This is a genomic window from Streptomyces sp. NPDC029466 (genome assembly GCF_055574515.1).
Genome location: NZ_JBVHZH010000003.1, coordinates 24,611 through 50,460, shown reverse-complemented (window position 1 = coordinate 50,460; position 25,850 = coordinate 24,611). Strand labels below are relative to the sequence as shown.

Annotated in this window: 23 protein-coding genes; 19 read left to right on the top strand and 4 right to left on the bottom strand. The window is 71.5% G+C overall.

Going from position 1 to position 25,850, the window contains the following annotated elements:
- Positions 1-46 precede the first annotated feature (46 nt).
- Complete coding sequence (locus tag ACZ4XD_RS03745) at positions 47-1,030, bottom strand: ScbA/BarX family gamma-butyrolactone biosynthesis protein (protein WP_468037874.1); 984 nt, start codon at positions 1,028-1,030, stop codon at positions 47-49.
- 174 nt (positions 1,031-1,204) lie between these two features.
- On the opposite strand from ACZ4XD_RS03745, the gene ACZ4XD_RS03740 reads away from it, so the two are divergent.
- Positions 1,205-1,891, top strand: a complete 687-nt coding sequence (locus ACZ4XD_RS03740; protein ID WP_468037872.1) for a ScbR family autoregulator-binding transcription factor — start codon at positions 1,205-1,207, stop codon at positions 1,889-1,891.
- A gap of 675 nt (positions 1,892-2,566) precedes the next feature.
- On the top strand, positions 2,567-5,023 hold the full coding sequence (locus ACZ4XD_RS03735) for an MFS transporter (protein WP_468037870.1): 2,457 nt from the start codon (positions 2,567-2,569) through the stop codon (positions 5,021-5,023).
- A gap of 329 nt (positions 5,024-5,352) precedes the next feature.
- Here the strand turns inward: ACZ4XD_RS03735 and ACZ4XD_RS03730 are convergent, their stop codons facing one another.
- Entirely contained in the window at positions 5,353-5,886 is a 534-nt protein-coding gene (locus ACZ4XD_RS03730) for a GNAT family N-acetyltransferase (RefSeq protein WP_468037868.1), read from the bottom strand.
- A 900-nt stretch (positions 5,887-6,786) separates the two neighbouring features.
- Between ACZ4XD_RS03730 and ACZ4XD_RS03725 the strand changes: the two genes are divergently transcribed.
- The 15 genes from ACZ4XD_RS03725 to hypE all read left to right on the top strand — a co-directional run bounded on the left by ACZ4XD_RS03725 (position 6,787) and on the right by hypE (position 21,316).
- Complete coding sequence (locus tag ACZ4XD_RS03725; protein ID WP_468037866.1) at positions 6,787-7,524, top strand: DUF4232 domain-containing protein; 738 nt, start codon at positions 6,787-6,789, stop codon at positions 7,522-7,524.
- A gap of 325 nt (positions 7,525-7,849) precedes the next feature.
- On the top strand, positions 7,850-8,938 hold the full coding sequence (locus ACZ4XD_RS03720; RefSeq protein WP_468037864.1) for an NADH-quinone oxidoreductase subunit B family protein: 1,089 nt from the start codon (positions 7,850-7,852) through the stop codon (positions 8,936-8,938).
- Between the two features lie 92 nt (positions 8,939-9,030).
- Positions 9,031-10,812, top strand: a complete 1,782-nt coding sequence (locus ACZ4XD_RS03715; protein WP_468037862.1) for a nickel-dependent hydrogenase large subunit — start codon at positions 9,031-9,033, stop codon at positions 10,810-10,812.
- A complete protein-coding gene (locus tag ACZ4XD_RS03710) occupies positions 10,809-11,438 on the top strand; it encodes a hypothetical protein (RefSeq protein ID WP_468037860.1) in 630 nt (209 codons plus the stop codon). The genes ACZ4XD_RS03715 and ACZ4XD_RS03710 overlap by 4 nt, the downstream gene beginning before the upstream one ends.
- Complete coding sequence (locus ACZ4XD_RS03705) at positions 11,435-12,103, top strand: DUF5947 family protein (protein WP_468037858.1); 669 nt, start codon at positions 11,435-11,437, stop codon at positions 12,101-12,103. The genes ACZ4XD_RS03710 and ACZ4XD_RS03705 overlap by 4 nt, the downstream gene beginning before the upstream one ends.
- Positions 12,100-12,804, top strand: coding sequence for a DUF6084 family protein (locus ACZ4XD_RS03700; RefSeq protein WP_468037856.1), 705 nt, complete (start codon positions 12,100-12,102; stop codon positions 12,802-12,804). Before ACZ4XD_RS03705 ends, ACZ4XD_RS03700 begins: the two co-directional genes overlap by 4 nt.
- A 23-nt stretch (positions 12,805-12,827) precedes the next feature.
- Positions 12,828-14,222 carry a hypothetical protein gene (locus ACZ4XD_RS03695; protein WP_468038339.1) on the top strand — a complete coding sequence of 465 codons (1,395 nt, stop codon included), beginning with the start codon at positions 12,828-12,830 and terminating at the stop codon, positions 14,220-14,222.
- Positions 14,219-14,782, top strand: a complete 564-nt coding sequence (locus tag ACZ4XD_RS03690; RefSeq protein ID WP_468037854.1) for a hydrogenase maturation protease — start codon at positions 14,219-14,221, stop codon at positions 14,780-14,782. Before ACZ4XD_RS03695 ends, ACZ4XD_RS03690 begins: the two co-directional genes overlap by 4 nt.
- The gene (locus ACZ4XD_RS03685; protein WP_387247250.1) at positions 14,776-14,880 is read left to right on the top strand and encodes a DUF6893 family small protein; all 105 of its coding nucleotides are present in this window, start codon (positions 14,776-14,778) and stop codon (positions 14,878-14,880) included. Before ACZ4XD_RS03690 ends, ACZ4XD_RS03685 begins: the two co-directional genes overlap by 7 nt.
- A 128-nt stretch (positions 14,881-15,008) precedes the next feature.
- Complete coding sequence (locus ACZ4XD_RS03680) at positions 15,009-15,389, top strand: hydrogenase maturation nickel metallochaperone HypA/HybF (protein WP_468037851.1); 381 nt, start codon at positions 15,009-15,011, stop codon at positions 15,387-15,389.
- A 3-nt stretch (positions 15,390-15,392) separates the two neighbouring features.
- The gene (gene hypB, locus ACZ4XD_RS03675) at positions 15,393-16,256 is read left to right on the top strand and encodes a hydrogenase nickel incorporation protein HypB (RefSeq protein ID WP_468037849.1); all 864 of its coding nucleotides are present in this window, start codon (positions 15,393-15,395) and stop codon (positions 16,254-16,256) included.
- Positions 16,253-18,703: a carbamoyltransferase HypF gene (hypF, locus tag ACZ4XD_RS03670; RefSeq protein WP_468037847.1), complete on the top strand. Its 2,451-nt coding sequence runs from the start codon at positions 16,253-16,255 to the stop codon at positions 18,701-18,703. Before hypB ends, hypF begins: the two co-directional genes overlap by 4 nt.
- 51 nt (positions 18,704-18,754) lie before the next feature.
- Positions 18,755-19,093, top strand: coding sequence for a HypC/HybG/HupF family hydrogenase formation chaperone (locus tag ACZ4XD_RS03665; RefSeq protein ID WP_432145814.1), 339 nt, complete (start codon positions 18,755-18,757; stop codon positions 19,091-19,093).
- The gene (gene hypD / locus ACZ4XD_RS03660) at positions 19,090-20,214 is read left to right on the top strand and encodes a hydrogenase formation protein HypD (protein ID WP_468037845.1); all 1,125 of its coding nucleotides are present in this window, start codon (positions 19,090-19,092) and stop codon (positions 20,212-20,214) included. Before ACZ4XD_RS03665 ends, hypD begins: the two co-directional genes overlap by 4 nt.
- A gap of 46 nt (positions 20,215-20,260) precedes the next feature.
- A complete protein-coding gene (gene hypE / locus ACZ4XD_RS03655; protein ID WP_468038337.1) occupies positions 20,261-21,316 on the top strand; it encodes a hydrogenase expression/formation protein HypE in 1,056 nt (351 codons plus the stop codon).
- Between the two features lie 61 nt (positions 21,317-21,377).
- On the opposite strand, the gene efeB is transcribed toward hypE, so the two are convergent.
- Entirely contained in the window at positions 21,378-22,631 is a 1,254-nt protein-coding gene (efeB, locus tag ACZ4XD_RS03650) for an iron uptake transporter deferrochelatase/peroxidase subunit (RefSeq protein WP_468037843.1), read from the bottom strand.
- 289 nt (positions 22,632-22,920) lie between these two features.
- On the opposite strand from efeB, the gene ACZ4XD_RS03645 reads away from it, so the two are divergent.
- Entirely contained in the window at positions 22,921-23,418 is a 498-nt protein-coding gene (locus ACZ4XD_RS03645; protein ID WP_468037841.1) for an acyl-CoA carboxylase epsilon subunit, read from the top strand.
- A 26-nt stretch (positions 23,419-23,444) separates the two neighbouring features.
- Here ACZ4XD_RS03645 and ACZ4XD_RS03640 read toward each other — a convergent pair whose 3' ends face one another.
- Positions 23,445-23,699 carry a hypothetical protein gene (locus ACZ4XD_RS03640; protein WP_468037839.1) on the bottom strand — a complete coding sequence of 85 codons (255 nt, stop codon included), beginning with the start codon at positions 23,697-23,699 and terminating at the stop codon, positions 23,445-23,447.
- A gap of 374 nt (positions 23,700-24,073) precedes the next feature.
- Here ACZ4XD_RS03640 and ACZ4XD_RS03635 point away from each other — a divergent pair, with 374 nt between their 5' ends.
- Positions 24,074-25,714 carry an APC family permease gene (locus ACZ4XD_RS03635; RefSeq protein ID WP_468037837.1) on the top strand — a complete coding sequence of 547 codons (1,641 nt, stop codon included), beginning with the start codon at positions 24,074-24,076 and terminating at the stop codon, positions 25,712-25,714.
- Positions 25,715-25,850 lie beyond the last annotated feature (136 nt).

The window sequence follows — 25,850 nt, the reverse complement described above, 5'->3', positions numbered from 1 at the left end:
GTGGTGCGTCGGCCGACGGCGAACGGTGTGCCGTGAGAACGGGTCGTCAGTCCCGTGGGTCCAGCGCCGTCAGGGTGGAGACGAAGACCGGACTGCCGTCCTGCAAGCCGGTCACCTGCACCGTGGTGGTGCAGGGCAGCGCCGACGGGACACGACGGGCCTCGATCACACAGGGGGTGCCGTGCTCGGCGTACCGGTGGAAAACGGTCCCGAAGGCGTACGGGACGAAGGCGCCGGGCGAGGTGAGGGTGCGCGCGGCCTGCTGGGCGGCGTCGAGCAGCACCATGCCGGGGACGTGGTCGTTCGCCGGGTTCACCACCGCGGGGTGGCCGGGCGCGATGCGCAGCAGCCAGCGGTCGGGCCGGCCGGTGGGGGAGAGCAGGACATCGTGGTCCTTGGTGCTGCCGGTCGGCCGGGGCGGAACGGGGGCGGGGAGGGGGCCGGGGGTGTGCCGTGCACTCAGGCGCTCGCCGCGGAGGCGGCGGTAGACGGCGGGTGAGGTGACCGTGACGTCGGAGTGGCCGGTCGCGACGATCCGGCCCGCCTTACGGAAGGTCATGTCGAAGCGGCCACTGGTCAGCGTGCCCGCCCGCATCCGCGTCCGACTGCAGATGACGTCGATGGTCAGCGGAGTGGGCCCGCTTCCCACCGCGAGATGCTCGGGGTGGGTGGTGTACACGAGGTCGCCGAGGATGAAGTGGTGGCCGAGCGGGACACCGAGTTCGGCGTGGCACAGCAACAACCCGGCCTGACGGATGGTCTCACCCGTGAGGATGAGATGGTGTCGCCCGCGATTGGGGGTGAAGTAACCGTGATCGTGCGGCCACTGGGCGGTCAGCGAGAAACGCGTGTCACCGACCCGGCGCCAAGAGGTGACCAGCATGTCGTCGGCGAGAGGGCGGTGTACGAACTCCTGGGGGACCTGGGCGCCGTGGGGCCCCCGCGGTCCGGTCGCCCGGTCCCCGACGGGGGCCGGCAGCTGGTGTGGATACCTGGGCTGAACAGTGCTGACCTGCATCGTGTCGCTCATGACTGCCCCCAGGCGTCGCTACGGGTGGAGATACATCGCTGATAAGATACGTACCATCCGGTTTTATTTTCAATGCCGGGCCATCGAAAAGGGGAAAGTGGCTGATCGAGCGACGACTTGAGCTGTAGCTAACTGTTGCGGAACGTAGAGACATTGAGAGACAGGAGGCGTCCTGTGGCACAACAGGACCGCGCGATTCGGACCCGGCGAGTGATCTTGGAGGCGGCCGCGTCGGTTTTCGACGAGCAGGGTTACGACCGCGCGACGATCGCCGAAGTCCTCGAGCGCGCCGGCGTGACGAAGGGCGCCTTGTACTTCCACTTCGCCTCCAAGGAGCAGTTGGCGCTCGCGGTGATCGAGGAGCAGGTGGTCGATATCGCCGTGCAGCCGCAGACGATCAAGCTGCAGGAATTCGTCGACTCGGGCCAGGTGCTGGCCTTCCGGCTGCGCAGCGACCCGATCCAGCGGGGAGCGGCGCGACTGGCGGTGGAGCAAGGCTCCAATCACCTCGACCGCAAGCAGTCGATGCTGTCGTGGACCCGATTCGTCGAGGGCTTGCTGAACGATGCCCGGAGCCGCGGCGAAATCCTGGAGAGCGTCGTCGTGGGGGAGACCGCCGAGTTGTTCGTCGGCGCCTTCGCCGGGCTGCAGATGATGTCGCAGGCCCTGACCAACCGGGCCGACCTCAGCCGCCGGCTCACCGTCTTCTTCGAGCACACCCTCCCGAGCATCGCCGTGCCGGCCATCCTCGCCAAACTCAACCTGGACTCCGAGCGGGGCGCCCAACTCAATGCCGCCCTGCAGGCGAAGGCGGTGGTGAAGGCCGCGGCCGACGCCGATGCCGGAGTGGCCGCGAGCTGATCCCGCCCCGTCCGATGCGCAGTCGCGGTCGCGGAAGGCGGAGCATGTTCTGGTGCCTCACGACCGCTGAAAACATACCGCGTGTGCGGTGTTGAATATCGAAGTGTGTGCAATGTGTGGGTGAGCCGTGCAGGTCAGGGGCGTCGCGGAAGAGCCGCGGCGCCTCTCGGCGTTGAGGTGGCAGCAGGGTGCGCGAGAGCCGCGAACGGTGGCCGGCGAAGGCGCGGCGCCTCGGGCTCGGGTGGATGTCAGTGGTGTGCGCTTCACTGGACTCGGCGGGCTCGGAGAAGCCGCGTCCGGGACGAACGGGGGGGTCCGGTGCACGGGTTGAGGGAGAGCGAAGGCCGGGGCGGCGTGACGCAGTTCACCGATGCCGGGATCAGATGCCGGGTCGTGCGGCGGAATAGAACGCCGGGGTAGAAGCGTTCGTCATGCACGTATCAGCCGTGCGCGGAGAACACCCCACTCGTCAGCGGCCTGATCGTGCCGATGCCCGTAGACGACACCACACTTCGACCGCTCCTCCGACGATTGCTCCGCCGCCCTCGTGCTGTGCCGTCCCATGTCCCGACGACGCTCACGCCCCGGGCTGCGTTCGCCTCCCCCTCTGCTCACCCCTGCTCCGTCACCCGCTGACGACACCCGCCCACCTCTGCCGCCCTGGAGGCCGCACGTATGACCCGGACGACGACGGACCAACTCCCCGCACGGACGGCGGAGACCGCGGCCACGCCCCCGGGGGCCGACCCGGCCGTGGGCGGGCGGCGGAGAACCCCCGGCGGCATCGTCCCGGTCCTCGCCTTCGCGGGCATCGTCGTCGCGGTGATGCAGACGCTGCTCGTGCCGGTCATCAAAGACCTGCCGGTGCTGCTCAACACGGCGCCCAGCAACGCCACATGGGTCATGACGGCCACCCTCCTCGCCGGTGCCGTCTCGACCCCCATCATGGGGCGCCTCGGCGATCTGTACGGCAAGCGGCGGATGCTGCTGACCAGCCTCGCGGTCATGGTCGTCGGCTCGCTGGTCTGCGGCTTCACCAGCGATCTGGTCACCATGATCGTGGGCCGGGCGCTCCAGGGCTTCGCCATGGGCGCCATACCCCTCGGAATCGGCATCATGCGCGACGAGCTGCCGCGCGAGCGGCTCGGCTCGGCCATGGGCCTGATGAGCTCATCGATCGGCGTCGGCGGCGGGCTCGCCCTGCCGGTCGCGGCCCTGGTCGCCCAACACGCCGACTGGCACACCCTGTTCTTCGGTGCCGCCGGGCTCGGCGTGCTGTCGATGGTGCTCACCCTCCTCGTCATCCCGGAGACCGCGGTACGGGCCCAGGGGCGCTTCGATGTGGCGGGCGCCCTCGGGCTGTCGGCCGGTCTGGTGGCCCTGCTGCTGCCCCTCACCAAGGGCAGCGACTGGGGCTGGGGGTCGCCGACCACCCTCATACTCTTCGGTGTCGCGGTCGTGATCCTGGTGCTGTGGGGCGCGATGGAGCTGCGTCTCGCCGACCCGCTGGTCGATCTGCGGACCACCGCGCGCCGTGAGGTGCTGCTGACCAACCTCGCCTCGATAACGGTCGGTGTGGCGTTCTACGCCATCTCCCTGGTGCTGCCGCAGCTGCTCCAGCTGCCCACGTCGACCGGCTACGGGCTGGGGCAGTCGATGGTGGTGGCCGGGCTGTGCATGGCGCCCCTGGGTCTGACGATGATGTTCGTCGCCCCGCTGTACGCCCGGATCGCCGCCCGGCGCGGCCCCAAGGTCTCGCTGCTGCTCGGCATGCTCGTCATCGCGCTCGGCTACGGCGCGGGCATCGGCCTGATGAACGCCCCCTGGCAGACCGTCATCATCGCGGTGGTCGTCGGCGCCGGCATCGGTCTGGCGTACTCCTCGCTGCCCGCCCTGATCATCGGGGCCGTCGATGCCTCGGAGACCGGTGCGGCCAACGGCCTGAACACCCTGATGCGCTCCATCGGCACCTCGGTGTCCAGCGCGGTGATCGGCATGGTCCTGGCCGATATGTCCCAGAAGGCGGGGCCGGTCACGGTGCCCACGATGGCCGGCTTCCGGGTCTCCTTCCTCATCGCCACGGCCGCCGTCCTCATCGGCGTCGCCCTGGCCTGCTTCCTGCCGTCCCAGCGCAAGGCGTCCCGCCCGACCCTGGTCGCCCAGAGCACCGACGGCGCGGCGGAAGCGGCGGACGCCGATGGAGCGCAGGGTGCGGTCGCGCTTACCGCCGCAGAGGGGCAGCCGGCCCCGCTGGTGAAGTCGGCGCCGTCCTGGGCGCGGCCGGCCACCGCACCGGACGAGGCCCGCACCCCGCCGACCTCCGAGGCTACGGCTGCGAGCGCCGACGCCGCCGGGTTCCGAGGCCGGGTGGCGGACACCTCCGGCAGCCCGGTTCCCGGCGCGAGCATCACCCTGATCGACCGTCAGGGCCGCCAGGCCGGCATCGCCACGGCCGACGCCGACGGTCACTTCGCAGTCGGCGCCCCCACGGCCGGCACCTATGTCCTCACCGGCGCCGCGCCCGGCCACACGCCCCACGCGGCCTCCGCCACCTACCGCGGCGAAGGCGCCGCGACCCGGGTCGACCTGGTCCTCACCGGCACCGGCACCGGGACCGGCCGACTGGGCGGCACCTTGCTCGGTGGCACCGAGGGCACCCCGCTGGCCGGCGGGAGCATTGTCGTTACCGATGCCGAAGGCGCCGTGGTGGCTCGTACGGCCTCCGACGCCGAAGGGAGCTGGGACGTTGCCGCACTGCCGCCCGGCCGCTACACCCTGGTCCTCAGTGCCGCCGGTCACCAGCCGCAGGCCCATGCCGTGGACCTGACCGGCGGCGCACCGGAACGCCGGGACGCCCGCCTGAAGCCGACGGCTACCGTTCGCGGCACGGTACGGGGCCCGAACGGCCGGCCACTCGCCGACGCCGCCGTGACCCTCGTCGAGGACGACACGATCGCCGGACACGCCGTCACCGGACCGGACGGCGCCTTCGCCTTCCCCGGCATCAGCGGCGCCCACTACACCCTCACAGCGGCCGGCTACCCACCCCACGCCGTCCCGATATCCCTCACCGCCGGCGCCCACGAAACCCTGGACCTGGCCCTGTCCCAGCCACCGTCAGCCGCCGACTGACGGACTCCGGCACGCGGACGCACGCCGGCAGACGCATGCCAACGCCCTGCCGGGAATGCCACTCATCCGGCAGGGTGGCAGTTCTCGGTCGCGGCCCCAAGTCGGCTGCTCCGCCGACGGCCTGGTACGCAGCGTCCGCCGCCGATCATGCGGTGCAGTGCCGCCGCCACCTCTGGCGGGTGTGGCGCTTCGGTCGCTGCAATCCGGGCAGACACGACAGCCTCCTTTCACTGATTCACTGATTCACTGATTCACTGATTCGCGTTTCGAAGCAGCGAAAGGAGGCTGGTGCTTCTGAAATCGAAGCGCTAGCGGTACCGGTGGCCCGCTCAGCCCTGGTACTCCGTGAGATCGATGCTGTGCACCGTCAGTGCATGGCCGTACTCCGGATGTGTCGCCTCCCTTTCGAAGGCCATGCCGAGCTTGCGTACGACGTTCAGGGAGGACTCATGGCCGAGCCGGTTGACGGCGATGACGCGGTCGAGGCCGCGGTCCTGGAGGGCGAACTCCAGCACGGCCTGGGCGGCTTCGGAGGCGTAGCCCTGGCCCCAGTACTGCCGGCCCAGGCGCCAGCTGATCGCCACCTCGTGCCGGACCTCCGGGAGGAACGCGGGGACGGACAGGCCGGCGCATCCGGCGAGTTCGCCCGAGGCGAGGAGTTCGACGGCGAAGATGCCGAAGCCCTCGTCGTCCCATCCCTCCTCCCATCGCTCGATCTCCTCGGCGGTTTGGTCCAGGCCGAGGGTGGAGCTGTCGCCGATCCAGCGCATGACGAGCGGGTCCGCGTGGATGTCCGCCATGGGGGCGAGGTCGTCGTCGGTCCAGCGGCGGAGGATGAGGCGGGGGGTGCGGATCTCGGTCATGCCGCCCATCCTGTCGAATACGGGGGCGCGGCGGTAATCGGCGGGTGTCCGTTCGCGGGCCGTCCGGTGCAGGTCAGCGACCCAGCAGCGGCGCCGGCGGCGCGTCGAGTCCGGCCTGGAGGACGCGGCTCGCCGCCGCTCCACTTCGGGGGCGTCGGCGAACAACGAGCCGTTGTCTGGGCTGACGGGGCACTGGCCTTGGGGCCGCTGGATGCGTCGGCAAAGAAGCGCTTCTCCCGGGCAGTCAGCCCCATCTCGCAGGTGCTTCGGCGGCTCGGCGTGCGAAGAAGCCCGGGCGAGGACGAATTCGAGGCCATGGGGCTTGACCGTCATCGAAGCAACGACGACTGGGTCTCTTCCAGTACCTCTTAAGGCACTGTGTCCGCTGGCTGTCGTCAGTCGGTTCCAGCCGTTCACGGCTGGTTGTCGGCGAGGCCAGGGGTCCGCTGATCTACTTCCCGATGCGAGGGAGCATGGTGACCCTCGCTTCGCCGGTGCCGCGGCGAGCACTCCTCGCTCGCCGATTCGCCGCACGCCTGCGACACCACCTCTCCGTTCGCAACTCGGGGAGTCCGGGCGGGTGACGCCGGAGCGGTGCCGCCGGGACGAGCGGGCCCGTAGGGGGGCGTGGGGACGGTGGTCTCGGTCGACGGAACGGCCGAACCCGGCGGTGGCGCATCCGCAATTCGGGAATTTTCTGCGAGTCTGAGCGGCACGCCTCACATCCCGGCTGGTCACGCCGGTTGCCGGGGTTTTCGGCGTGTCGGTGACCCATGCTCGTTAGTGGTGTGTTAGTGCCTCGTTAGCGGACCGGCAGTGCCCAGGGCCACGCTGGAACGAGCAACGGACGGACCGCACCCCACTACGAGAGCTCGCACCTACCAGACGAGGGGGACACTTATGTCGCTCACCATCAAGATGCTCGGCCGCGGTCGTCGTGTCGCCGCCGGATCGCTGATCGCTGTCGCGGCGCTTGCGCTCACCGCCTGTGAGGGCGGCCCCGACGCCGCATCCCGCCCCTCGTCGGCCGCCGCATCCGCCACGTCCCACGGCAAGGAGAGCGGCGGCTCCTCGTCGTCCCACGGCAGCGCAGAGTCGGCCGGTGCGAAGGCGCAGTCCTCCGCGGGCGGTCAGCGGCCGTCGGCGAAGGCGGCGGCCACGCCCGGCGGCAAGCCGACGGGCAAGGCTCCCAGCGCCGCGGAGGCCCACACCTCCGCCGAGGCGACCTCGGACCGCTGCACCGCCGCGAATATGTCGCTGCGCCTGGGCGCCGCCGACGCCGGTGCGGGCAACATCCGCTACCCCCTCGTCTTCACGAACAAGGGCACGAAGCCCTGTTCGCTGCGCGGTTTCCCGGGCGTCTCGCTGATCAACCGTGACGGCTCGCCCGTCGGCAAGCCCGCCACCCGCGAGGGCGGCGCCGGTGGTGTCGTCCGGCTCAAGCCGGGCCAGAGTGCACACGCCCTGCTGCACACCCTCAACGAGGGCGTCTCGGACACCCCGTGCTGGGGCAAGTCGCAGATCGTCTTCGTCTACCCGCCCGGCTCCAAGGAGTCGATGACCACCGGCAGCCGCGGACTGCGGGTGTGCGGCGGACGGTTCGACGTGACCGCGGTACAGGCCGGTGCCCTGGGCTGACGGCCCGGTCCGCGGACCGCGACCAGGACGGCCGCGGACGACGCAGCGACGCCCCGGCCTCGGTCGCAACACCGCCACGACAGCACGCCCCCGGCGCACGATGCGCCGGGGGCGTGTGGTGTGCAGGGGCGGACCGGCGGCATCAAGCAGGTGAACGGCCGGCGGTGACCCGTTGTGGTGCTGTGGCCTTCGATTCGGACGCTCGGGTGGTGTGTCACCGCAACGGCCCCTGGTGACCGCCCCGTGTCCGGGAATCGGTGTTACCAAGGTGGATGGAAGCCTTGAATGAGCGCTTTCGTTGCATATCTGCCTAGGAGACATGCCCATGTCCGCAGCTTCGAGCGTGGCCGACAAGGCCGCTGCGAACGGAAAGCCGTCCGCCGAGGACGAGTCCCCGATCCACATTCTCTGGATCAACGCCGGCCTGAGCTGCGATGGCGACTCCGTGTCGCTCACCGCCGCGACGCAGCCGAGCATTGAGGAGATCGCGCTCAGTGTGCTGCCCGGGCTGCCCAAAATCGCCGTCCACTGGCCACTGATCGATTTCGAATCCGGTCCGGTCGATGGCGCGGACACCTTCATCGAGTGGTTCTTCAAGGGCGAACGCGGCGAGATCGACCCGTTCGTGCTGGTCATCGAGGGGTCCATCCCCAACGAGTCCATCAAGCCGGAAGGCTACTGGTGCGGCTTCGGTGACAACCCGGAGACCGGCCAGCCGATCACCACCAGTGAGTGGATCGACCGGCTCGCCCCCAAGGCACTCGCCGTGGTGGCGATCGGCACCTGCGCCACCTACGGCGGTATCCATGCGATGGCGGGCAACCCGACCGGAGCCATGGGCGTGCCCGACTACCTGGGCTGGGACTGGACGTCCAAGGCCGGGATCCCGATCGTCTGTGTGCCGGGCTGCCCGATCCAGCCGGACAACTTCTCGGAGACGCTGACCTATCTGCTCTACCAGGCGACGGGCGCGGCTCCGATGATCCCGCTGGACGACCAGCTGCGGCCCACCTGGCTCTTCGGCGAGACCGTGCACGAGGGCTGTGACCGGGCCGGCTACTACGAGCAGGGCCAGTTCGCCACCACCTACGACTCGCCCAAGTGTCTGGTGAAGCTCGGATGCTGGGGTCCCGTGGTCAAATGCAACGTGCCCAAGCGGGGCTGGATGGACGGCATCGGCGGCTGCCCGAACGTCGGCGGTATCTGTATCGCCTGCACCATGCCCGGCTTCCCCGACAAGTTCATGCCGTTCATGGACGAGCCGCCCGGCGGCAAGATCTCCAGCAGCGCCAGCTCCGCGTACGGCAGTGTCGTCCGTCGTCTCCGGAGCATCACGGCCAGGACCGTCGACCACGAGCCCAAGTGGCGCCACCGCGGCGACCAACTGACCACCGGCTACCGGAAACCGTGGTGAACACACCCCGCCCGTAGCCGTCCGGCAGCACCCCGGACCCTCCGTCCGACCCCACCTCCGCGCGCACGCAAAAGAAGGGCACGGCACTCACGATGGCACCGAGAACGAAGGCGGCCGACGGCAGCGGTCTGACGGAGATGTCCTGGGATCCGATCACCCGGATCGTGGGCAGCCTCGGGATCCACACCAAGATCGACTTCAAGCAGAAGCGGGTGGCGGAGTGCTACAGCACCTCGTCCGTCTTCCGTGGCTACAGCGTCTTCATGCGCGGCAAGGACCCGCGTGACGCGCACTTCATCACCAGCCGGATCTGCGGTATTTGCGGTGACAACCACGCCACCTGCTCGGTGTACACCCAGAACATGGCCTACGGGGTGAAGCCCCCGCACCTGGGGGAGTGGATCATCAACCTCGGCGAGTCCGCCGAGTACATGTTCGACCACAACATCTTCCAGGAGAACCTGGTCGGGGTCGACTACTGCGAGAAGATGGTCCGCGAGACCAACCCCGGCGTCTGGGAGCTCGCCCAGCGCACCGAGGCCCCCCACGCGGGCGACCACGGCTACCGCACCATCGCCGACATCATGAGCTCCCTCAACCCCATCGAGGGCGAGTTCTACCGCGAGGCCCTCCAGGTCAGCCGCTACACCCGGGAGATGTTCTGCCTCATGGAGGGCCGCCATGTGCACCCCTCCACGCTCTACCCGGGCGGTGTCGGCACCATCGCCAGCGTCCAGCTGTTCACCGACTACCTCAGCCGGCTGATGCGCTATGTCGAGTTCATGAAGCGGGTCGTCCCGCTGCATGACGACCTGTTCGACTTCTTCTACGAGGCGCTGCCCGGGTACGAGGAGGTCGGCCGGCGACGCGTACTGCTCGGCTGCTGGGGAGCGCTCAACGACCCGGACCACTGCGACTTCACCTATCGCAACATGACGGACTGGGGACGGAAGATGTTCGTCACCCCGGGCATCATCGTCGACGGCAAGCTGGTCACCAACGACCTCACCGAGATCAACCTGGGTATCCGGATCCTGCTGGGCAGCTCCTACTACCAGGACTGGGAGGGCCAGGAGCAGTTCGTCACCCACGACCCGCTCGGCAACCCCGTCGACCCGCGCCACCCGTGGAACCAGCACACCATCCCCGCCCCGCAGAAGCGGGACTTCAACGACAAGTACAGCTGGGTGATGTCCCCGCGCTGGTTCGACGGCAAGGAGCATCTGGCACTGGACACCGGCGGCGGCCCGATCGCCCGGCTGTGGTCCACGGCCCTGTCGGGGCTCGTCGACACCCCGTACGTCAAGTCCACCGGCCACAGTGTCACCATCGACCTGCCCCGCTCCATGACGCGGCCCGAGACCCGCTTCGAGTGGAAGATCCCCAAGTGGAGCAACGCGCTGGAGCGCAACCGGGCCCGCACCTACTTCCAGGCGTACACCGCCGCCATGGCGCTGCACTTCGCGGAGAAGGGCCTGGAGGAGGTCCGCGCCGGACGCACCCAGACGTGGGAGAAGTTCGAGGTCCCCGACGAGTCCATCGGCTGCGGCTTCACCGAGGCGGTGCGCGGCGTCCTCTCGCACCACATGGTCATCCGGGACGGCAAGATCGCCAACTATCACCCGTACCCGCCGACCCCGTGGAACGCCAGCACCCGGGACACCTACGGCACCCCCGGCCCGTACGAGGACGCCGTCCAGAACACCCCGATCTTCGAGGAGAACTCCCCGGAGAACTTCAAGGGCATCGACATCATGCGCACGGTACGCAGCTTCGACCCGTGTCTGCCGTGTGGCGTCCATATGTACGTCGGCAACGGCAAGTCGGTGGAGAAGATGCATGTGCCCACCGGTCTGAGCGGGCTCTCCGGATGAGCGCCCGCGCCACCACGGCAGAGGCCGCCGCACCGCGGACCGGTGCGCCCGAGGCCGCCGCGCCGGCCGCAGCCCCCGCCCCCGCCGCCGTCCCGAACGCCGAGGCGACCGGCCGGCGGGTGGAAGAGGTGCTGGACCGGCTCGCGCAGCGCGACGACCGCGAGGCGAGCGCCGCCGCCGAGGAACTCGTCCGCGTCCTGATGGACTTCTACGGCGCGGGCCTCGCCCGGATCATGCACCTCATGGGCGGCGCCACGGGCGAGGACGGCCCCCGGCCGGCGCTGCTGCGCGACGAGCTGGTGACCAGCCTGCTGGTGCTGCACGATCTGCACCCCGAGGACACCGCGACCCGCATCGGCCGCGCCCTGGACAGTGTCCGCCGCCAACACCCCGCCGAGATCGCGCAGTTCGACGCGGACACCGGAACGCTGCGGCTGCGCGCCGCCGACTCCGGCGGCTGTGGCTGCCCGAGCACCAGCCAACAGGCCCAGCAGGCCGTCGAGGCCGCCGTCTCCTGCTTCGCGCCCGAGGTGACCTCGATGGGGTGGGAGGCGACGGGCGAACGGGCCGAGCCGGCGCTGTTGCAGATCTCCCGTCGCCCGCCGACCGCCGCCACCGCCTCGTGAGCGGCCGGCCATCGGCGCTCCCGCGTCTCGGACCCTCGCCCGCCCACCGTGGCCTGCGCCGCTTCCGGGCCCCGGTGCCGGCCGCCGCCGAGCGCTGCGAACTGTGCGCCGTGGTGCTCGCCGAGCACAACCACCGCCACCTGGTCGACACCGCACGCCGCGCGCTGGCCTGTGCCTGCACCCCGTGCGCGCTGCTCTTCGACCGGCCCGGCGCCGGCACGGGACAGTTCCGTACGGTCCCCGACCGCTATTTCACCGACCCCGGCCATACCCTCGACGACACGTCCTGGGACCGGCTCCAGATCCCCGTCGGTGTCGCCTTCTTCCTGCGCACCGCCGACCCGGACCGGCTGGCCGCCCTGTACCCCAGCCCGGCCGGCGCCACCGAGAGCGAACTCGACCCGTCGACCTGGCAGACCGTGCTCTCCGCCAGCCGGCTGGCCGCGCTCCTCCGGCCCGATGTGGAGGCGCTGCTGCTGCGCCGCACCGAGGGCCGGATCGACTGCTACTTGGTGCCCGTCGACATCTGCTACGAACTCGTCGGCCGGATGCGCCTGTTGTGGCAGGGCTTCGACGGCGGTGCCGAGGCACGCGCCGCGCTCGCCGACTTCTTCACCAAGGTCGCCCGCCGGGCCCGCGAGCCGAGAGAGGACGACCGGCCGTGACCGAGCTGTCCTTCGTCTGCACCGGCGTACGCGCCGACCGTTACGCGGCCGCCCCCACCCTCCTCTTCCGGCTGCGGATCACCGCCGCCGAAGCGGCCCGGGTGCACGCCCTCGCGCTGCGCTGTCAGCTCCGTATCGAACCGGCCCGCCGCGGCTACCGGTCCGACGAGGCCGAGGCGCTGTCCGACCTCTTCGGTGAGCGGTCCCGCTGGGGCACCACCCTGCACCCGCTTCAGTTCGCCCAGGTCTCGCTGGTCGTCCCCGGTTTCACCGGCGAGACCGAGGTGGATCTCCCGGTCCCCTGCACCTACGACCTGGACGTCGCGGCCGGCCGCTACTTCCATGCGCTGCGCGAGGGCGAAATCCCGCTGCTGCTGTTGTTCTCCGGCACGGTGTTCGCCGGCGCCGGCGGCTTCCAGGTGCACCCGGTGCCCTGGAACAAGGAAGCGTCCGTACGGATGCCGGTAGCCGTCTGGCAGGAGATGACCGAGGCCCACTTCCCCGGCTGCGGCTGGCTGCGGCTGCCCCGCGAAACCCTCGACGCGCTGCTCGCCTACCGCTCCCGGCACGCCCTGCCCTCCTGGCAGGCGACCGTCGAGTCGCTGCTGGCCGCCGCCGACAAACCCCCACCGCCCGCACCGCGTGCCCGGCTCTTCCCGGGCGCCGCCGTCCGCCCCGTCAGCGAGAGGACCGCGCCGTGACGACCAGCGTGCTGCCCGAGGAGATGGCGGACCGCTTCGCCGCCGCCCGGCAGGTGGCGGACGCCGTGCTGTTCGAGGGCTATGTGCTCTACCCGTACCGCGCGTCCAGCGCCAAGAACCAACTCCGCTGGCAGTTCGGGGTGCTCGTCCCGCCCCACTGGGGCGCCGGCAGCGCGGAGCACTCCTTCCAGCGCACCGAATGCCTCATGGAGCCCCGCTCCGGTGCCCGGCTCTCGGCCGAGCTGCGGTTTCTGCGCGCCCAGCGGCGCACGGTCCAACGCCGGTCTCCGGACGGCGGGTTCGAGACCGTGGCGGAGCTCGCACTGCCCGACCGGGTGCTGGTCCCCTGGGACGAGGGCGTCGAGGAGCGCGTCACGCTCACGGCCGATGTCTCCAAGCTGACCGGCGAGGGCGTCACCGTCCCGTTCACCCGGCCCGCGCGGGACGAGACCGAGCCGGTCCATGACGCCGACGGACAGCTCGTCGGCCGGCTGGTGCGCCACACCGCCCGGATCGACGGCCGGGTCCGGCTGACCGCGAGTGAACTCGACGGGCCGTACGCGGCGTTCCGGCTGACCGCGACCGTCGAGAACACCAGCAGCTGGCAACCGGACGAGGCCGGCGCCGACCGTGCCGCGGCACTGCCCCGCTCGCTGGTCGGGGCCCATCTCCTCCTCGGCCTGAGCGCGGGCGCCTTCGTCTCCATGACCGACCCGCCGGAGTGGGCCAAGGGCGCCGTCGCGGCCTGCCGCAACGAGCACGCCTGGCCCGTGCTGGCCGGCGAGTCAGGCCGCACCGATGTGATGCTCTCCGCCCCGATCATCCTGGAGGACCACCCGGCCATCGCCCCGGAGAGCCCGGGCGCGCTCTACGACGCCCTGGAGATCGACGAGATCCTGACCCTGCGCACCGCCGCCCTCACCGACGAGGAGAAGCGCGAGGCCCGCGGCACCGACCCGCGCGCCGCCGAGGTCATCGAGCTCGCCGACACCATGCCGCCCGAGGTGCTGGAGCGGCTGCACGGCGCCGTACGGGCACTGCGCGAGGTCACCGGACCCGGCCCGGCCGCCCCGGACACGCTCGCCCCCGACGTGCCGGGCGTCCGCCCGGACACCCCCTGGTGGGACCCGGAGAGCGACCGCAGCGTCGATCCCGTCCGCGACCGGATCACCGTCGACGGGCGGTCGGTCGGCGCCGGCAGCCGGGTGCTGCTGCGCCCCGGCCTGCGGCGCACCGACGCCCAGGACCTCTTCCTCCAGGGCCGCACCGCGCAGGTCGAGGCGGTCCTGCACGACGTCGACGGCGGGGTGCACCTCGCGGTGACCGTGGAGGGCGACCCGGGCGCCGACATCAGGCGCGAGCAGGGCCGGTTCCTGTACTTCCAACCCGACGAAGTCGCTCCCCTGGAGGACGCGTGAGTCCCGAGGCATCCGGCGCCAGGCGGCCCGCGAAGACGCTGATCGCCGGCGTCGGCAACATCTTCCTCGGCGACGACGGCTTCGGCGTCGAGGCCGTCCGCCGGCTCGGTGAGCAGCAACTCCCCGACGGCGTCGAGGTCGTCGACGTCGGCGTACGGGGCGTGCACCTCGCCTACCAGATGCTGGACGGCTACCACACCGTGCTCCTCGTCGACGCCTCAGCGCGCGGCGGCGATCCCGGCACCGTCTACCTCCTCGACGCCACCGCACCCGCCGCCCGCCCGCCGGACACCGCGCTGGACGGCCACCACATGACCCCCGACGCCGTGCTCGCGCTCCTGGACACCCTCAGCGCGGGCACCGGCGGCCGGCGCCCGGAGCGTGTCCTGGTCGTCGGCTGCGAACCCGCCGATGTCGCCGAAGGCATCGGGCTCAGCGAACCCGTCGACGCCGCGGTCGACGAGGCCGTACAGCTCATCCTGCGGCTGGTCGGCGCGGAGGAACCGACCCCGTCCGCCGCCGGACCGCACACCAGTGAGAGGAACACGACACCATGCTGAAGTTCGCCCTGAGCGGGGTGCTCGCCGCCGCGCTCGCCCTCGTCGTGAAGTCGATGCTGCCCGACCTCAAGCGCTATCTGCGCATCCGGTCCATGTGACGGGGCGGCGCTGCACCGAACGGTGTACGCCACCGCGCCGCCCCGGCGAGGCACCCCGGCCGCCCTCCGGCCGCGCCGTCTAATGAAGCCGAGCGGCACCCGGTCGTCCCCGCACCAGAGAGGGACCGATGCACGAGATGTCCATCGCGCTTGCGGTCGTGGACCAGGTCGAAAGCGCGGCCCGGCCCGCCGGGGCCACCGCCGTCCACAGTGTCCGGCTGCGGGTCGGTGAACTGGCCGGGGTGGTCCCCGACGCGCTGGCCTTCTCCTTCGAACTCGCCTGTGCCGGAACGGTGCTGGAGGGGGCGGAGTTGGTGACGGAACCCGTCGCGGCCCGCGCCCGCTGCGCGCCCTGTGCGGACACCTGGCCGGTGGGCATGCCGCCGCGGCTCAGCTGTCCGGGCTGCGGCGGAGCCACGGCCGAGCTGCTGTCCGGCCGGGAATTGCAGATCGTCAGTGTGTGCTGGAACGACGCCCCGGTACACGCACCGACCCACGAGGAGCGCTGAACCATGTGCCGTGTCGTCGACCTGCAACAGGCGGTCCTCGCCAAGAACGACGCCTGTGCCCACACCCTGCGCGAGGACCTCGCGGCCCGTGGCACCGCGCTCGTCAATCTGCTCTCCAGCCCCGGCAGCGGCAAGACCGCGCTCCTGGAACGTGAACTCACCCTCGCCCGCAGCCGGGGCATTCCCGTCGCGGCGCTCACCGCCGACCTCGCCACCGAGAACGACGCCGTCCGGCTGGCCCGCTCCGGAGTGCCGGTCAAACAGGTGCTCACCGACGGGCTGTGCCACCTGGAGGCCGAGATGCTCGGCGGGCACCTGCACGGCTGGCTGCCCGCGGACACCCGGCTGCTGTTCATCGAGAACGTCGGCAATCTGGTCTGTCCCGCCTCCTACGACCTCGGGGAGGCGCTGCGCGTCGTGCTGGCATCGGTGACCGAGGGCGAGGACAAGCCGCTGAAGTACCCGACCGCCTTCGGTCTCGCCCATCTGGTGGTGGTCACCAAGACCGATATCGCCGAGGCGGTGTCGTTCGACGAGAAGGAGTTCCGCGCCAACGTCGAACAGATCAACCCCGGGGTGGAGGTCGTCCTCACCTCCGCGCGCGGCGGGGAGGGCGACGGGCTGCTGCTGGACCGGGCGCTGGCGGCGCGGGACGGCGCACCGGTACACATCCCGGTCATGACCCGGAAGTCCCACCACGTCCATGACGCGGAGGACGGCCAGCCGTGCGACGAGGGGCACACCCACACGCCGGACCACTCGCACGGGGAGCACACCCACGCCGGGGGTCACACCCACCCGCACCGGGCTCCGGGCGGCCCTGCGCACACCAGCGACCCCGACACCGTGGCGTCGAGCCGCTCATGACCATCCGGCAGGCCGAGGGGAGCACCGCGACGGCCCCTCCCACCGCCGCCGCACGCCGCCGGATCACCGTGCGCGGTGTCGTCCAGGGCGTCGGCTTCCGCCCGTTCGTCCACTCCCTCGCCACCGAAATGGGCCTGACCGGCCATGTGACCAACACCGGTGAGGGCGTGGTCGCCGAGGTCGAGGGCGCCCCCGCGGCGCTGGCCCGCTTCGGCGAACGCCTCAGCGGCGAGGCCCCGCCGCTGGCCGTCGTGGAGACCGTCGACGGCCAGGACATCGCCGTGGCCGGTGACACCGGCTTCCGGATCCTCCCCTCCCGCGCCCACGGCCCCTCCCGCACCCTGGTCGCCCCGGACGCCGCCACCTGCGCGGCCTGCCTCGCCGAGCTGACCGACCCGGCCGACCGCCGCCACCGGCACCCCTTCCTCAGCTGCACCCACTGCGGGCCGCGCTTCACCATCGTCACCGCGATCCCCTACGACCGGGCGCTGACGACCATGGACCGCTTCCCGATGTGCCCCCGCTGCGCCCGGGAGTACGCGGACCCGGGCGACCGGCGGTTCCACGCCCAGCCGATCGCCTGCCATGACTGCGGCCCCCGGCTGCGGCTGCTGACCGCGGACCCCGCCGACCGCACCCGTCCACCGCGCCCGGCACCCGGCGCCGATCCGGTCGCCGACACCCGGCGGCTGCTCGCCGAGGGCGCGATCGTGGCCGTCAAAGGTCTCGGCGGCTACCACCTCGTCTGCGACGCCTCCGACGACACCGCCGTCGCCCTGCTGCGCCACCGCAAGGCCCGCGGCGACAAGCCCTTCGCCCTGATGGCCCGTCATGTCGACGAGGTGGCCCACTTGGTGCGCGTCGGGCCGGAGGAGCGCGCGCTGCTCACCGGGCCGGTGCGCCCGATCGTCCTGCTGCGCCGCACCCCGCACCCGGACCCGGCCCCCGGCGCACCCACGCTGTCCGACGCCGTCGCCCCCGGCAGCCCCGACCTGGGCGTCATGCTGCCGTACACCCCGCTGCACCACCTGCTCCTCGGACTGCCCGGCGACCCTCCCCCACTCTCGGCTTCGCTTGAGCGGGGGGACCCCCACGGGCCCCGGCTGCTCGTCATGACCAGTGGCAATGTCGCGGGCGAACCGATCGTCACCGACGATGACGAGGCCGTACGGCGCCTCGCGCACCTGGCGGACGCCTGGCTCACCCATGACCGGCCGATCCGGATTCCGTGCGACGACTCCGTGGTCCGGATCAGCGACGGGGAGCCGCTGTTCGTCCGCCGCTCCCGCGGCTATGCCCCGTTCCCGGTCCCGCTCCCGGTGCCGGTCCGGCCCGCGCTCGCGACCGGCGGCGACCTCAAGAACGTGTTCTGCCTCGCCGAAGGGCACCGCGCCTGGCTGTCCGCGCACATCGGCGACATGGACGATATGGCGACCCAGTTCGCCTTCGAGCGGGCCGAGGAGCATCTGGAGACGGTCACCGGAGTACGCCCCCAACTCCTCGCCGCCGACCGGCATCCCGGCTACCGCTCCGGCCGGTGGGCGCAGTCCCACACCGACGGCCGGCCGCTGGTCCGCGTCCAGCACCACCACGCCCATATCGCCGCGGCCATGGCCGAACACGGGCTCCGCGACGGCCACCCGGTGATCGGGGTCGCCTTCGACGGCACCGGCTACGGCGACGACCACACCATCTGGGGCGGCGAGATCCTGCTCGCCGACTACGACGGCTACCGCCGCTTCGGACAGCTCGCCTACGTGCCGCTGCCCGGCGGCGACACCACCGTACGGCGCCCCTACCGGATGGCCCTCGCCCATCTGCGCGCCGCCGGTATCGACTGGGCCGCGGACCTGCCCCCGGTGGCGGCCTGCCCGCCGGACGAGCGGCGGCTGCTGGCCCGGCAGCTCGAACGGCACCTCAACTGCGTGCCCACCTCCAGCATGGGCCGGCTCTTCGACGCCGTCTCCTCGCTGGCCGGGGTCTGCCACCAGGCCGGGTACGAGGCCCAGGCCGCCGTCGCCCTCGAAGCCGCGGCCCTGGCCGCGGGCGAGGACCCCGGGCCCGGCTACACCTTCGCGCTGCGCGCCGGGCAGACCGGACCGGCGGCCGCCGACCTCGTCGCCGACCCGGCGCCGGTGCTCACCGCCGTCGTCGAGGACCTCCGGGCGGGCACCGCCGTCCCGCTGATCGCGGCCCGCTTCCACACCGCGGTCGCCGACCTCGTCCGGCGCTGCTGCGCGTCGGCCCGGGACCGGGCCGGCCTGACGACCGTGGCCCTGACCGGCGGGGTCTTCGCCAACACCCTGCTGGCCGAGACCACCGCCCGCTTCCTGCGGGAGGACGGCTTCACCGTCCTGCGCCACCGCCGCGTCCCGCCCAACGACGGGGGACTGGCGCTCGGTCAGATCGTGGTGGCGGCGCGCACGGCAGGAGCCGCCGTGCGCTGAGCGGCACCGCGGCGCGGCGGACGCAACGTACCCACGACGAGGAGAGGGCCCATGTGCCTGGCGGTACCCGGCAAGGTATTGGACATCGAGGAACGGGACGGCACCCGCATGGCGACCGTCGACTTCGGCGGTGTGGTCAAGGAGGTGTGCCTGGAGTACGTCCCCGACCTGAAGGTCGGTGAGTACGCCATCGTCCATGTCGGCTTCGCGCTCCAGCGGCTGGACGAGGAATCCGCCCGGCACACCCTCGCCCTGTTCGAGGAACTGGGCCTGCTCCAGGAGGAGTTCGGCGACCCCTGGGAGGCGGCTGCCGCCCCCGAGGGATGGGACGGGGCGGGCGGCACACCCCCGGCCGTCCACCACGACGGAGCGCGGGAGGCGAGCCGGTGAAGTACCTCGAAGAATTCCAGAACCCCGAGCTGGCCCGGCGGCTGCTCGACGAGATCCGGGCCACGGCGACCCGGCCCTGGGCCCTGATGGAGGTCTGCGGCGGGCAGACACACACCATCATCCGGCACGGTATCGACCAACTCCTGCCAGATCAGGTGGAGTTGATCCACGGGCCGGGCTGTCCGGTCTGTGTGACGCCGCTGGAGGTCATCGACAAGGCCCTGGAGATCGCCGCCCGCCCCGACGTGATCTTCTGTTCCTTCGGTGACATGCTCCGCGTCCCCGGCAGCGACCGCGATCTCTTCCAGGTACGCGGCCAGGGCGGCGACGTCCGGGTGGTCTACAGCCCGCTCGACGCCCTGAAGATCGCCCAGCAGAACCCGCACCGCGAGGTGGTGTTCTTCGGTATCGGCTTCGAAACCACCGCACCGCCCAATGCCATGACGGTCCATCAGGCCCGCAAGCTCGGCATCCGCAACTTCAGCATGCTGGTCTCCCACGTCCGGGTGCCGCCCGCCATCGAGGCGATCATGACCTCGCCCAGCTGCCGGGTCCAGGCATTCCTCGCCGCGGGCCATGTGTGCAGTGTGATGGGCATGGGGGAGTACCCCGAACTGGCCGACCGCTTCCGGGTGCCCATCGTGGTCACCGGCTTCGAACCGCTGGACATCCTGGAGGGAATCCGCCGCACCGTCCGCCAGCTGGAGCGCGGTGAACACACCGTGGAGAACGCCTACCCGCGCGCCGTCCGCAGTGAGGGCAACCCGGCCGCGCAGGCCATGCTCGCCGATGTCTTCGAGGTCACCGACCGCTCCTGGCGCGGTATCGGCACCATCCCCGCCAGCGGCTGGCGGCTGTCGGAGCGCTACCGCGACTACGACGCCGAACACCGCTTCTCCGTCGACGGCATCACCACCCGCGAGCCCGCCGCCTGCCGCAGCGGGGAAGTCCTCCAGGGGCTGATCAAACCGCACGAGTGCGGAGCCTTCGGCACCACCTGCACCCCGCGCTCCCCGCTCGGCGCCACCATGGTCTCCAGCGAGGGCGCCTGCGCCGCCTACTACCTCTACCGCCGACTCGGCATCACGCCCACCCCGCAGGAGGCGAGCCCCGTTGCCTGACACCAAGCACCCCACCCCCGGCGGTCCCACCCCGGCCGACCGCGGTCTGCCCACCGTCGACATCTCCGGCTGGACCTGCCCCACCCCGCTCCGTGACCAGCCCCGGGTCGTCATGGGGCACGGCGGCGGCGGGGCGCTGTCCGCCGAACTCGTCCAGCAGATCTTCGCCCCCGCCTTCGGCGGCGAGATCCTCGCCCAGCTCGGCGACTCCGCCGCGGTATCCCTCGGGGGCGTCCGCCTGGCGTTCTCCACCGACTCCTATGTCGTGCGGCCGCTCTTCTTCCCGGGCGGCTGCATCGGCGACCTCGCCGTCAACGGCACCGTCAACGACCTTGCCATGAGCGGCGCCAGAGCGGCCTATCTCTCCTGCGGCTTCATCCTGGAGGAGGGGGTCGAGATGCCGGTGGTCGCCGGGGTCGCCGACGCCATGGGTGCGGCGGCGCGGGCCGCCGGGGTCGAGGTGGCGACCGGTGACACCAAGGTCGTCGAGGCGGGCCACGGTGACGGCGTCTACCTCAACACCGCCGGCATCGGCCTGATCCCGCCGGACGTCGATCTGCGTCCGCAGCGGGTCGTCCCCGGCGATGTGGTGATCGTCAGCGGTGACATCGGCCTGCACGGCGTGGCCATCATGAGCGTCCGTGAGGGCCTGGAGTTCGGCGTCGAGATCGAGAGCGACTGCGCGGCCCTCGGCGGCCTCGTCGAGTCCATGCTCGCGGTCACCCCCGATCTGCATGTGCTGCGCGACCCCACCCGCGGCGGGCTGGCCGCCGCCCTGTGCGAGATCGCCACCGCCTCCTGCACCGGCATCGTCGTCCAGGAGCGCGCGATCCCCGTGCCGTCGGCCGTCGCCAATGCCTGCGCCATCCTGGGTCTGGACCCGATGTACGTCGCCAACGAGGGAAAGCTGGTGGCGTTCGTTCCCCGCGAGCACGCCGACGCGGTGCTGGACGCGATGCGTGCGCATCCGCTGGGAGCCGGTGCCGCGATCATCGGGGAGACCGTCGAGACGCACCCCGGCATGGTCGTGGCCCGTACCCCGCTGGGCGGCACCCGGGTCGTCGATCTGCCGCTGGGCGAGCAGCTGCCGCGGATCTGCTGAGGCACGCACGAGGGCGGCGCCGGGAACGGGCGCCGCCCTCGTGCCGTGCGGTCGAACCCGCTCAGGTCTTCTGAAGCAGCCGGGACCCGAACCAGTCGTCGGCGTCCCGCACCCCGGGCAGGATGAAGAAGTAGCCGCCGCCGATGGGTGTGATGAACTCGGACAGCGGCTCGTGCCGGAGGCGCCGCTGTACGGTCGCGAACTGCCTCTCCGGGTCCTGCTGGTAACCGCAGAACACCAGCCCGAGGTCCATCCGTCCCTTGCTGTCGTAACCGGCGTCGTAGTTGTAACTCCGGCGCAGGAAGCGGGACTTCTCGGTCTTCTCGGTGCGGGGGTTGGCCAGCCGGATGTGTGAGTTGAGCGGGATCTTGCTGCCGTGCGGGTCCTCGCGGTACCGCGGCGCATCCGACTCGTGTGTGCCGTCCAGCGGCGCACCGCTCGCCTTGCGCCGGCCGAAGATCTTCTCCTGGCGCTCCAGCGGCACCTTGTCCCACTGCTCGATCTGGAAGCGGATCAGCCGCAGCACCTGATAGCTGCCGCCCAGCGCCCAGTCCGGCTCCCCGCAGGGCGGGGTCACCCACAGCAGCCGGTCCATCTCCCGTGCCGAGCCGGTGTCCGGATTGACGATCCCGTCCTTGAAGCCGACGAAGGTACGCGGCGACCCCGAGGGCCGCGACGGGTTGAGAAAGGCATCCGCACGCCAACGGGGCCGCAGCAGCCCCTCCGTCTCCCGCGCCAGATCGCGCAGCACATGGACGACCGCGTCCGGGTGCTGGGCGCAGATCTGCAACGACAGATCACCATGGCAGCGGGCCGGCTCCAGCCGGTCGTCGGGGAACGCCGGCATCGCCTTGAGGTGCCGGGGCTTGTGCCCGGACAGGCCGAAGCGGTCGTCGAACAGGGAGGCACCCACGCCGAGGGTGATGGTGAGGGAGTCGGGAGTGGGCTCCTCCGAGGCGACCTGCTCGTCCCGCGGCTTCACACCGGCCGCCAGCACCCGCGACCGTCTGGTGAGCCGCTGGAACAGGGAGATCAGGCCGTCGCGGTCCTGTGCCAGCACATCGAAGCCGACGAAGCCGGCGAAGAGCTGCTGCGGGGTCACGATGCCGGCCTGATGGTCACCGTGGAAGGGCACCTTGTCGGGCAGCAGCCCGCCGTCGCGCAACCCGCCCACCGGCCGGTCCGCCGCGGCGGCCGCCGGCCCGCCGAGCCCGGCGGCGGCCACCCCCGCGATTCCCGCCGCACACTTCAGAAACCCCCGGCGCCCGTCGTGCCGCGGAGCGGCACACCCGTCCTCGGCCTGATCACGTCTCATCGTCCCGCCCTCCTGACTGCGTCATCCGGCAGCCGCGTGCCTGCACATACCTGTGCGCGATGCTCGCCGCCCACGACGTGAGGACCGGGAGCAACACGGCCCCGGCCCCGGATATCACGCCTGGGCCCCCGGCGGGTCGTCCGAATGGCGCAGCCGAGGGGCCCAGCGCGCGACAGCGCCCCGGAGCGCTTCTAGCGTCGGCCCTGTGACCTGCCCGAACCCTCCCCGTGCACCGTCGGGTGGCAGGTCACCCACCACGCCCCACCGCCGAGCCCATGGACCCCCACACATGAGCACATCCACCGACGCGAGCACCGTCCTCAGCGAGGCCACCCGCCTCGGCGAGGCCACCACCCTTGACGAGCGCGCAGCCGAGGGCGCCGCCGTCTCCCTCGGCGAGGCCCCCGCCGTCAACGGGGCGCCACCCGCAGCGGCCGAGGAGGACACCGCCGCCGACGCGGGCGGGGGCCCGGACGAGAGCGTGCCCGTCGGCGCCACACCGCCCGGCGGGGGCGGGGGCCCGGCCGCCGGAGGGGAGGGCACAGTCGTCGACCCGACGACGCCCCTCGACGGAAGCGAGCCCGACAGTCCGCCCGTCTCCTGGCTGCGTATCGAGAAGGGCCATGCCGAGCCGGAGGAAATCGCGGCGATCAGCGTCGTGCTGTGCGCCCAACTCGCCGGACTGCAGGCCCTCGCCGAGGACGGCCCGCCCGCGGAACCGCCCCCGGGACGACGGCATCCAGCGCACCGCTCGGCCTGCTGGTCGGGCTGCTGGACCTGCGGCTGAGCCCCCGCGGCAGCCCGGCCGCCGGGTCAGCCGAAGGTGATCAGGAGTACCGACACCACGGCGACCACGACCGCGCCGATGACGAAGCCGGAGATCACCTTGCGCTGCCAGGGCGCCGGCAGGCCCCCGTGCAGTGCGCTGCCCATCCGGCCGTACTGCTCGATCCGTCCCATGGGTGTCAGGGGTTCGGTCCGCCCCTGCGGCATGCCCTGTGTCCAGTCGGGCCCCGGCTGCGGGTACCGGCGCCGCCAGCTCTCGTCCTCACGCCACGGCAGTGTCATCCGATTGCTCCTCGCCTCGTTACCAGTAGTCGCGGCGGAGCCGGCATCCCCCTGTGCCGATGCGGCTTCCCCCGTCGCTTTCCTACCCGTCTCCCGCGAATGATGTACGCCCCCGTCGCGTGAGTCGGGAGGATCACATGGCGTCAGCTACGCGGTGCCCGGCCCGGGTCGGGCACCTGCCGGTCAAAGCCGCTGCCCGTGGTGCCGGCTCACCCGCTGACCAGGGGTGAGTGCTGTGTCCCTGGCTGCACGCTCCGTGCCCCGACGCTGCGCTGCGTGCAGGAAGTGTCCGCTGGTGGAACGCGGAATTCCCCTTCGGTGATCGTCGAGTAGGGTCCGGCGAGCCGGAAGAGTGAATCAAGGAGGCCGTTCTCGTGGCGGAGCGTCAGGTATCGGGTGAGGGCGACGGGGCCGCTGCCCCGGAAGTGCAGGCGCAGGAGCGCCGATTGCGCCGTGACCTGGGCTTCTGGGGACTGACCGGCATCGGCTTCTCCAATATCGTCGGCTCCGGCTGGCTGTTCGCCGCCCTGTACGCGGCCCAGACGGCCGGTCCCGCGGCGCTGCTCTCCTGGGTCGGCGCCGGGCTGCTGTGCGGGCTGGTCGCCCTGGTCATGATCGAGCTGGGCGCGACCCGGCCGGAGGGCGGCGGCACGGTCCGCTGGCCGCTGTTCGCCAGCGGCCGGCTCGTCGGCACCCTCATCGGCTGGTCGACGCTGCTGTCGGTGGGCGGTACCGCGGCCGAGATCAGCGCGATCATGCAGTACGCCGCGCACTACCTGCCGGGCCTCTACAACGGCCACACCCTCACGCTCTCCGGGCTGGCCCTGGCCGCCGGACTGAGCACCGTGCTGACGGCGCTGAACTGGTTCGCGGTGCGGATGTTCGCCCAACTCAACAACCTGGTCTCGGTGTTCAAAATTGTGATTCCGGTGGTCACCGTGATCGCGCTGATCGCCTCCGGCTGGCACTCCGGCCGCCTGACGGACCACGGCGGCTTCGCCCCGTACGGCTATGTCGCCTGCCTGACCGCGCTGGCCGGCGGCGGCATCGTCTACTCCGTCAACGGTTTCCAGGCTCCGCTGGACTTCTCCGGCGAGACCCGCAACCCCCGCCGGACCATTCCCGCCGCGGTGCTCACCGGCATCGGCCTCGCCGTCCTCATGTACCTGGCCCTTCAGGTGGCGTTCCTCTTCACCGTCCCCGAGCACCTGCTCGGCAACGGCTGGAAGGGAGTCTCCTTCGAGTCGCCCTTCGGCCAGCTCGCCCTGATCCTCAATCTGCACTGGCTGGCCAGCCTGCTGTACGCGGACGCGGTGATCTCGCCCGGCGGTTCGGCGTACGTGGGGGTGGCGCTCAACGCGCGGCACACCTACGCGCTCGCCAAGAACGGCACCATTCCCCGGTACTTCATGAAGGTCAACGAGCGGTTCGGCATCCCGCGCCGGGCGCTGGCGATCAACCTCGTCGTCATCATGGTCTTCCTGCTGCCGTTCGGCGGCTGGCAGGACATCGTCAGCGTCATGGGCGACATGTATCTGCTGATCTACGCGGCCTCCGCGGTCGCGGTCGCCGTCTTCCGCGCCGAACCGGGCGGCCGCACCGCCGGCTGGGTCCCGGGACTGGGCTGGATCGCGCCGCTCAGCTTCGTGGTGGCCAGCGAGTTCGTCTACTGGTCGGGCTGGCACGACCTGCGCCTCGCCCTGCCCCTCGTGCTCGGCGGCCTGCTGATCTTCCTGGCCATGCGCCGCCCCGGAGCCCGCGACAAGGCCGCCCTGGAAAGCGACGGCGCCGGCCCGAGCCGCTCGCTGGGCGCGGAACTCCGCACCGGCGCCTGGATGGTGGCCTACCTGGTCGGCCTGACGGTGCTCTCCTGGCTGGGCACCTTCGAGGGTTCCGGCCGGCTGCCGGCCCCGTATGACTCGGTCACCGTGGCCGCCCTCGCGCTCGCGGTCTTCTTCTGGGCCGTGCGGTCCGGCGTCCGGCATCTGGAGGTGGCCCGTCCGGCGACCGCCTGAGACGCGGTCCCCCGGGGCGAGGGGCCGGGGCGGGCCGCACCGGCGTCGTCAAGCGGAAGTCACCCCGCAGAAATATGATGAATCGGGAGAGGCGGGCTCCCCGAGAGCCCCCATGAGCCTGGTCCGGCGGCCACTG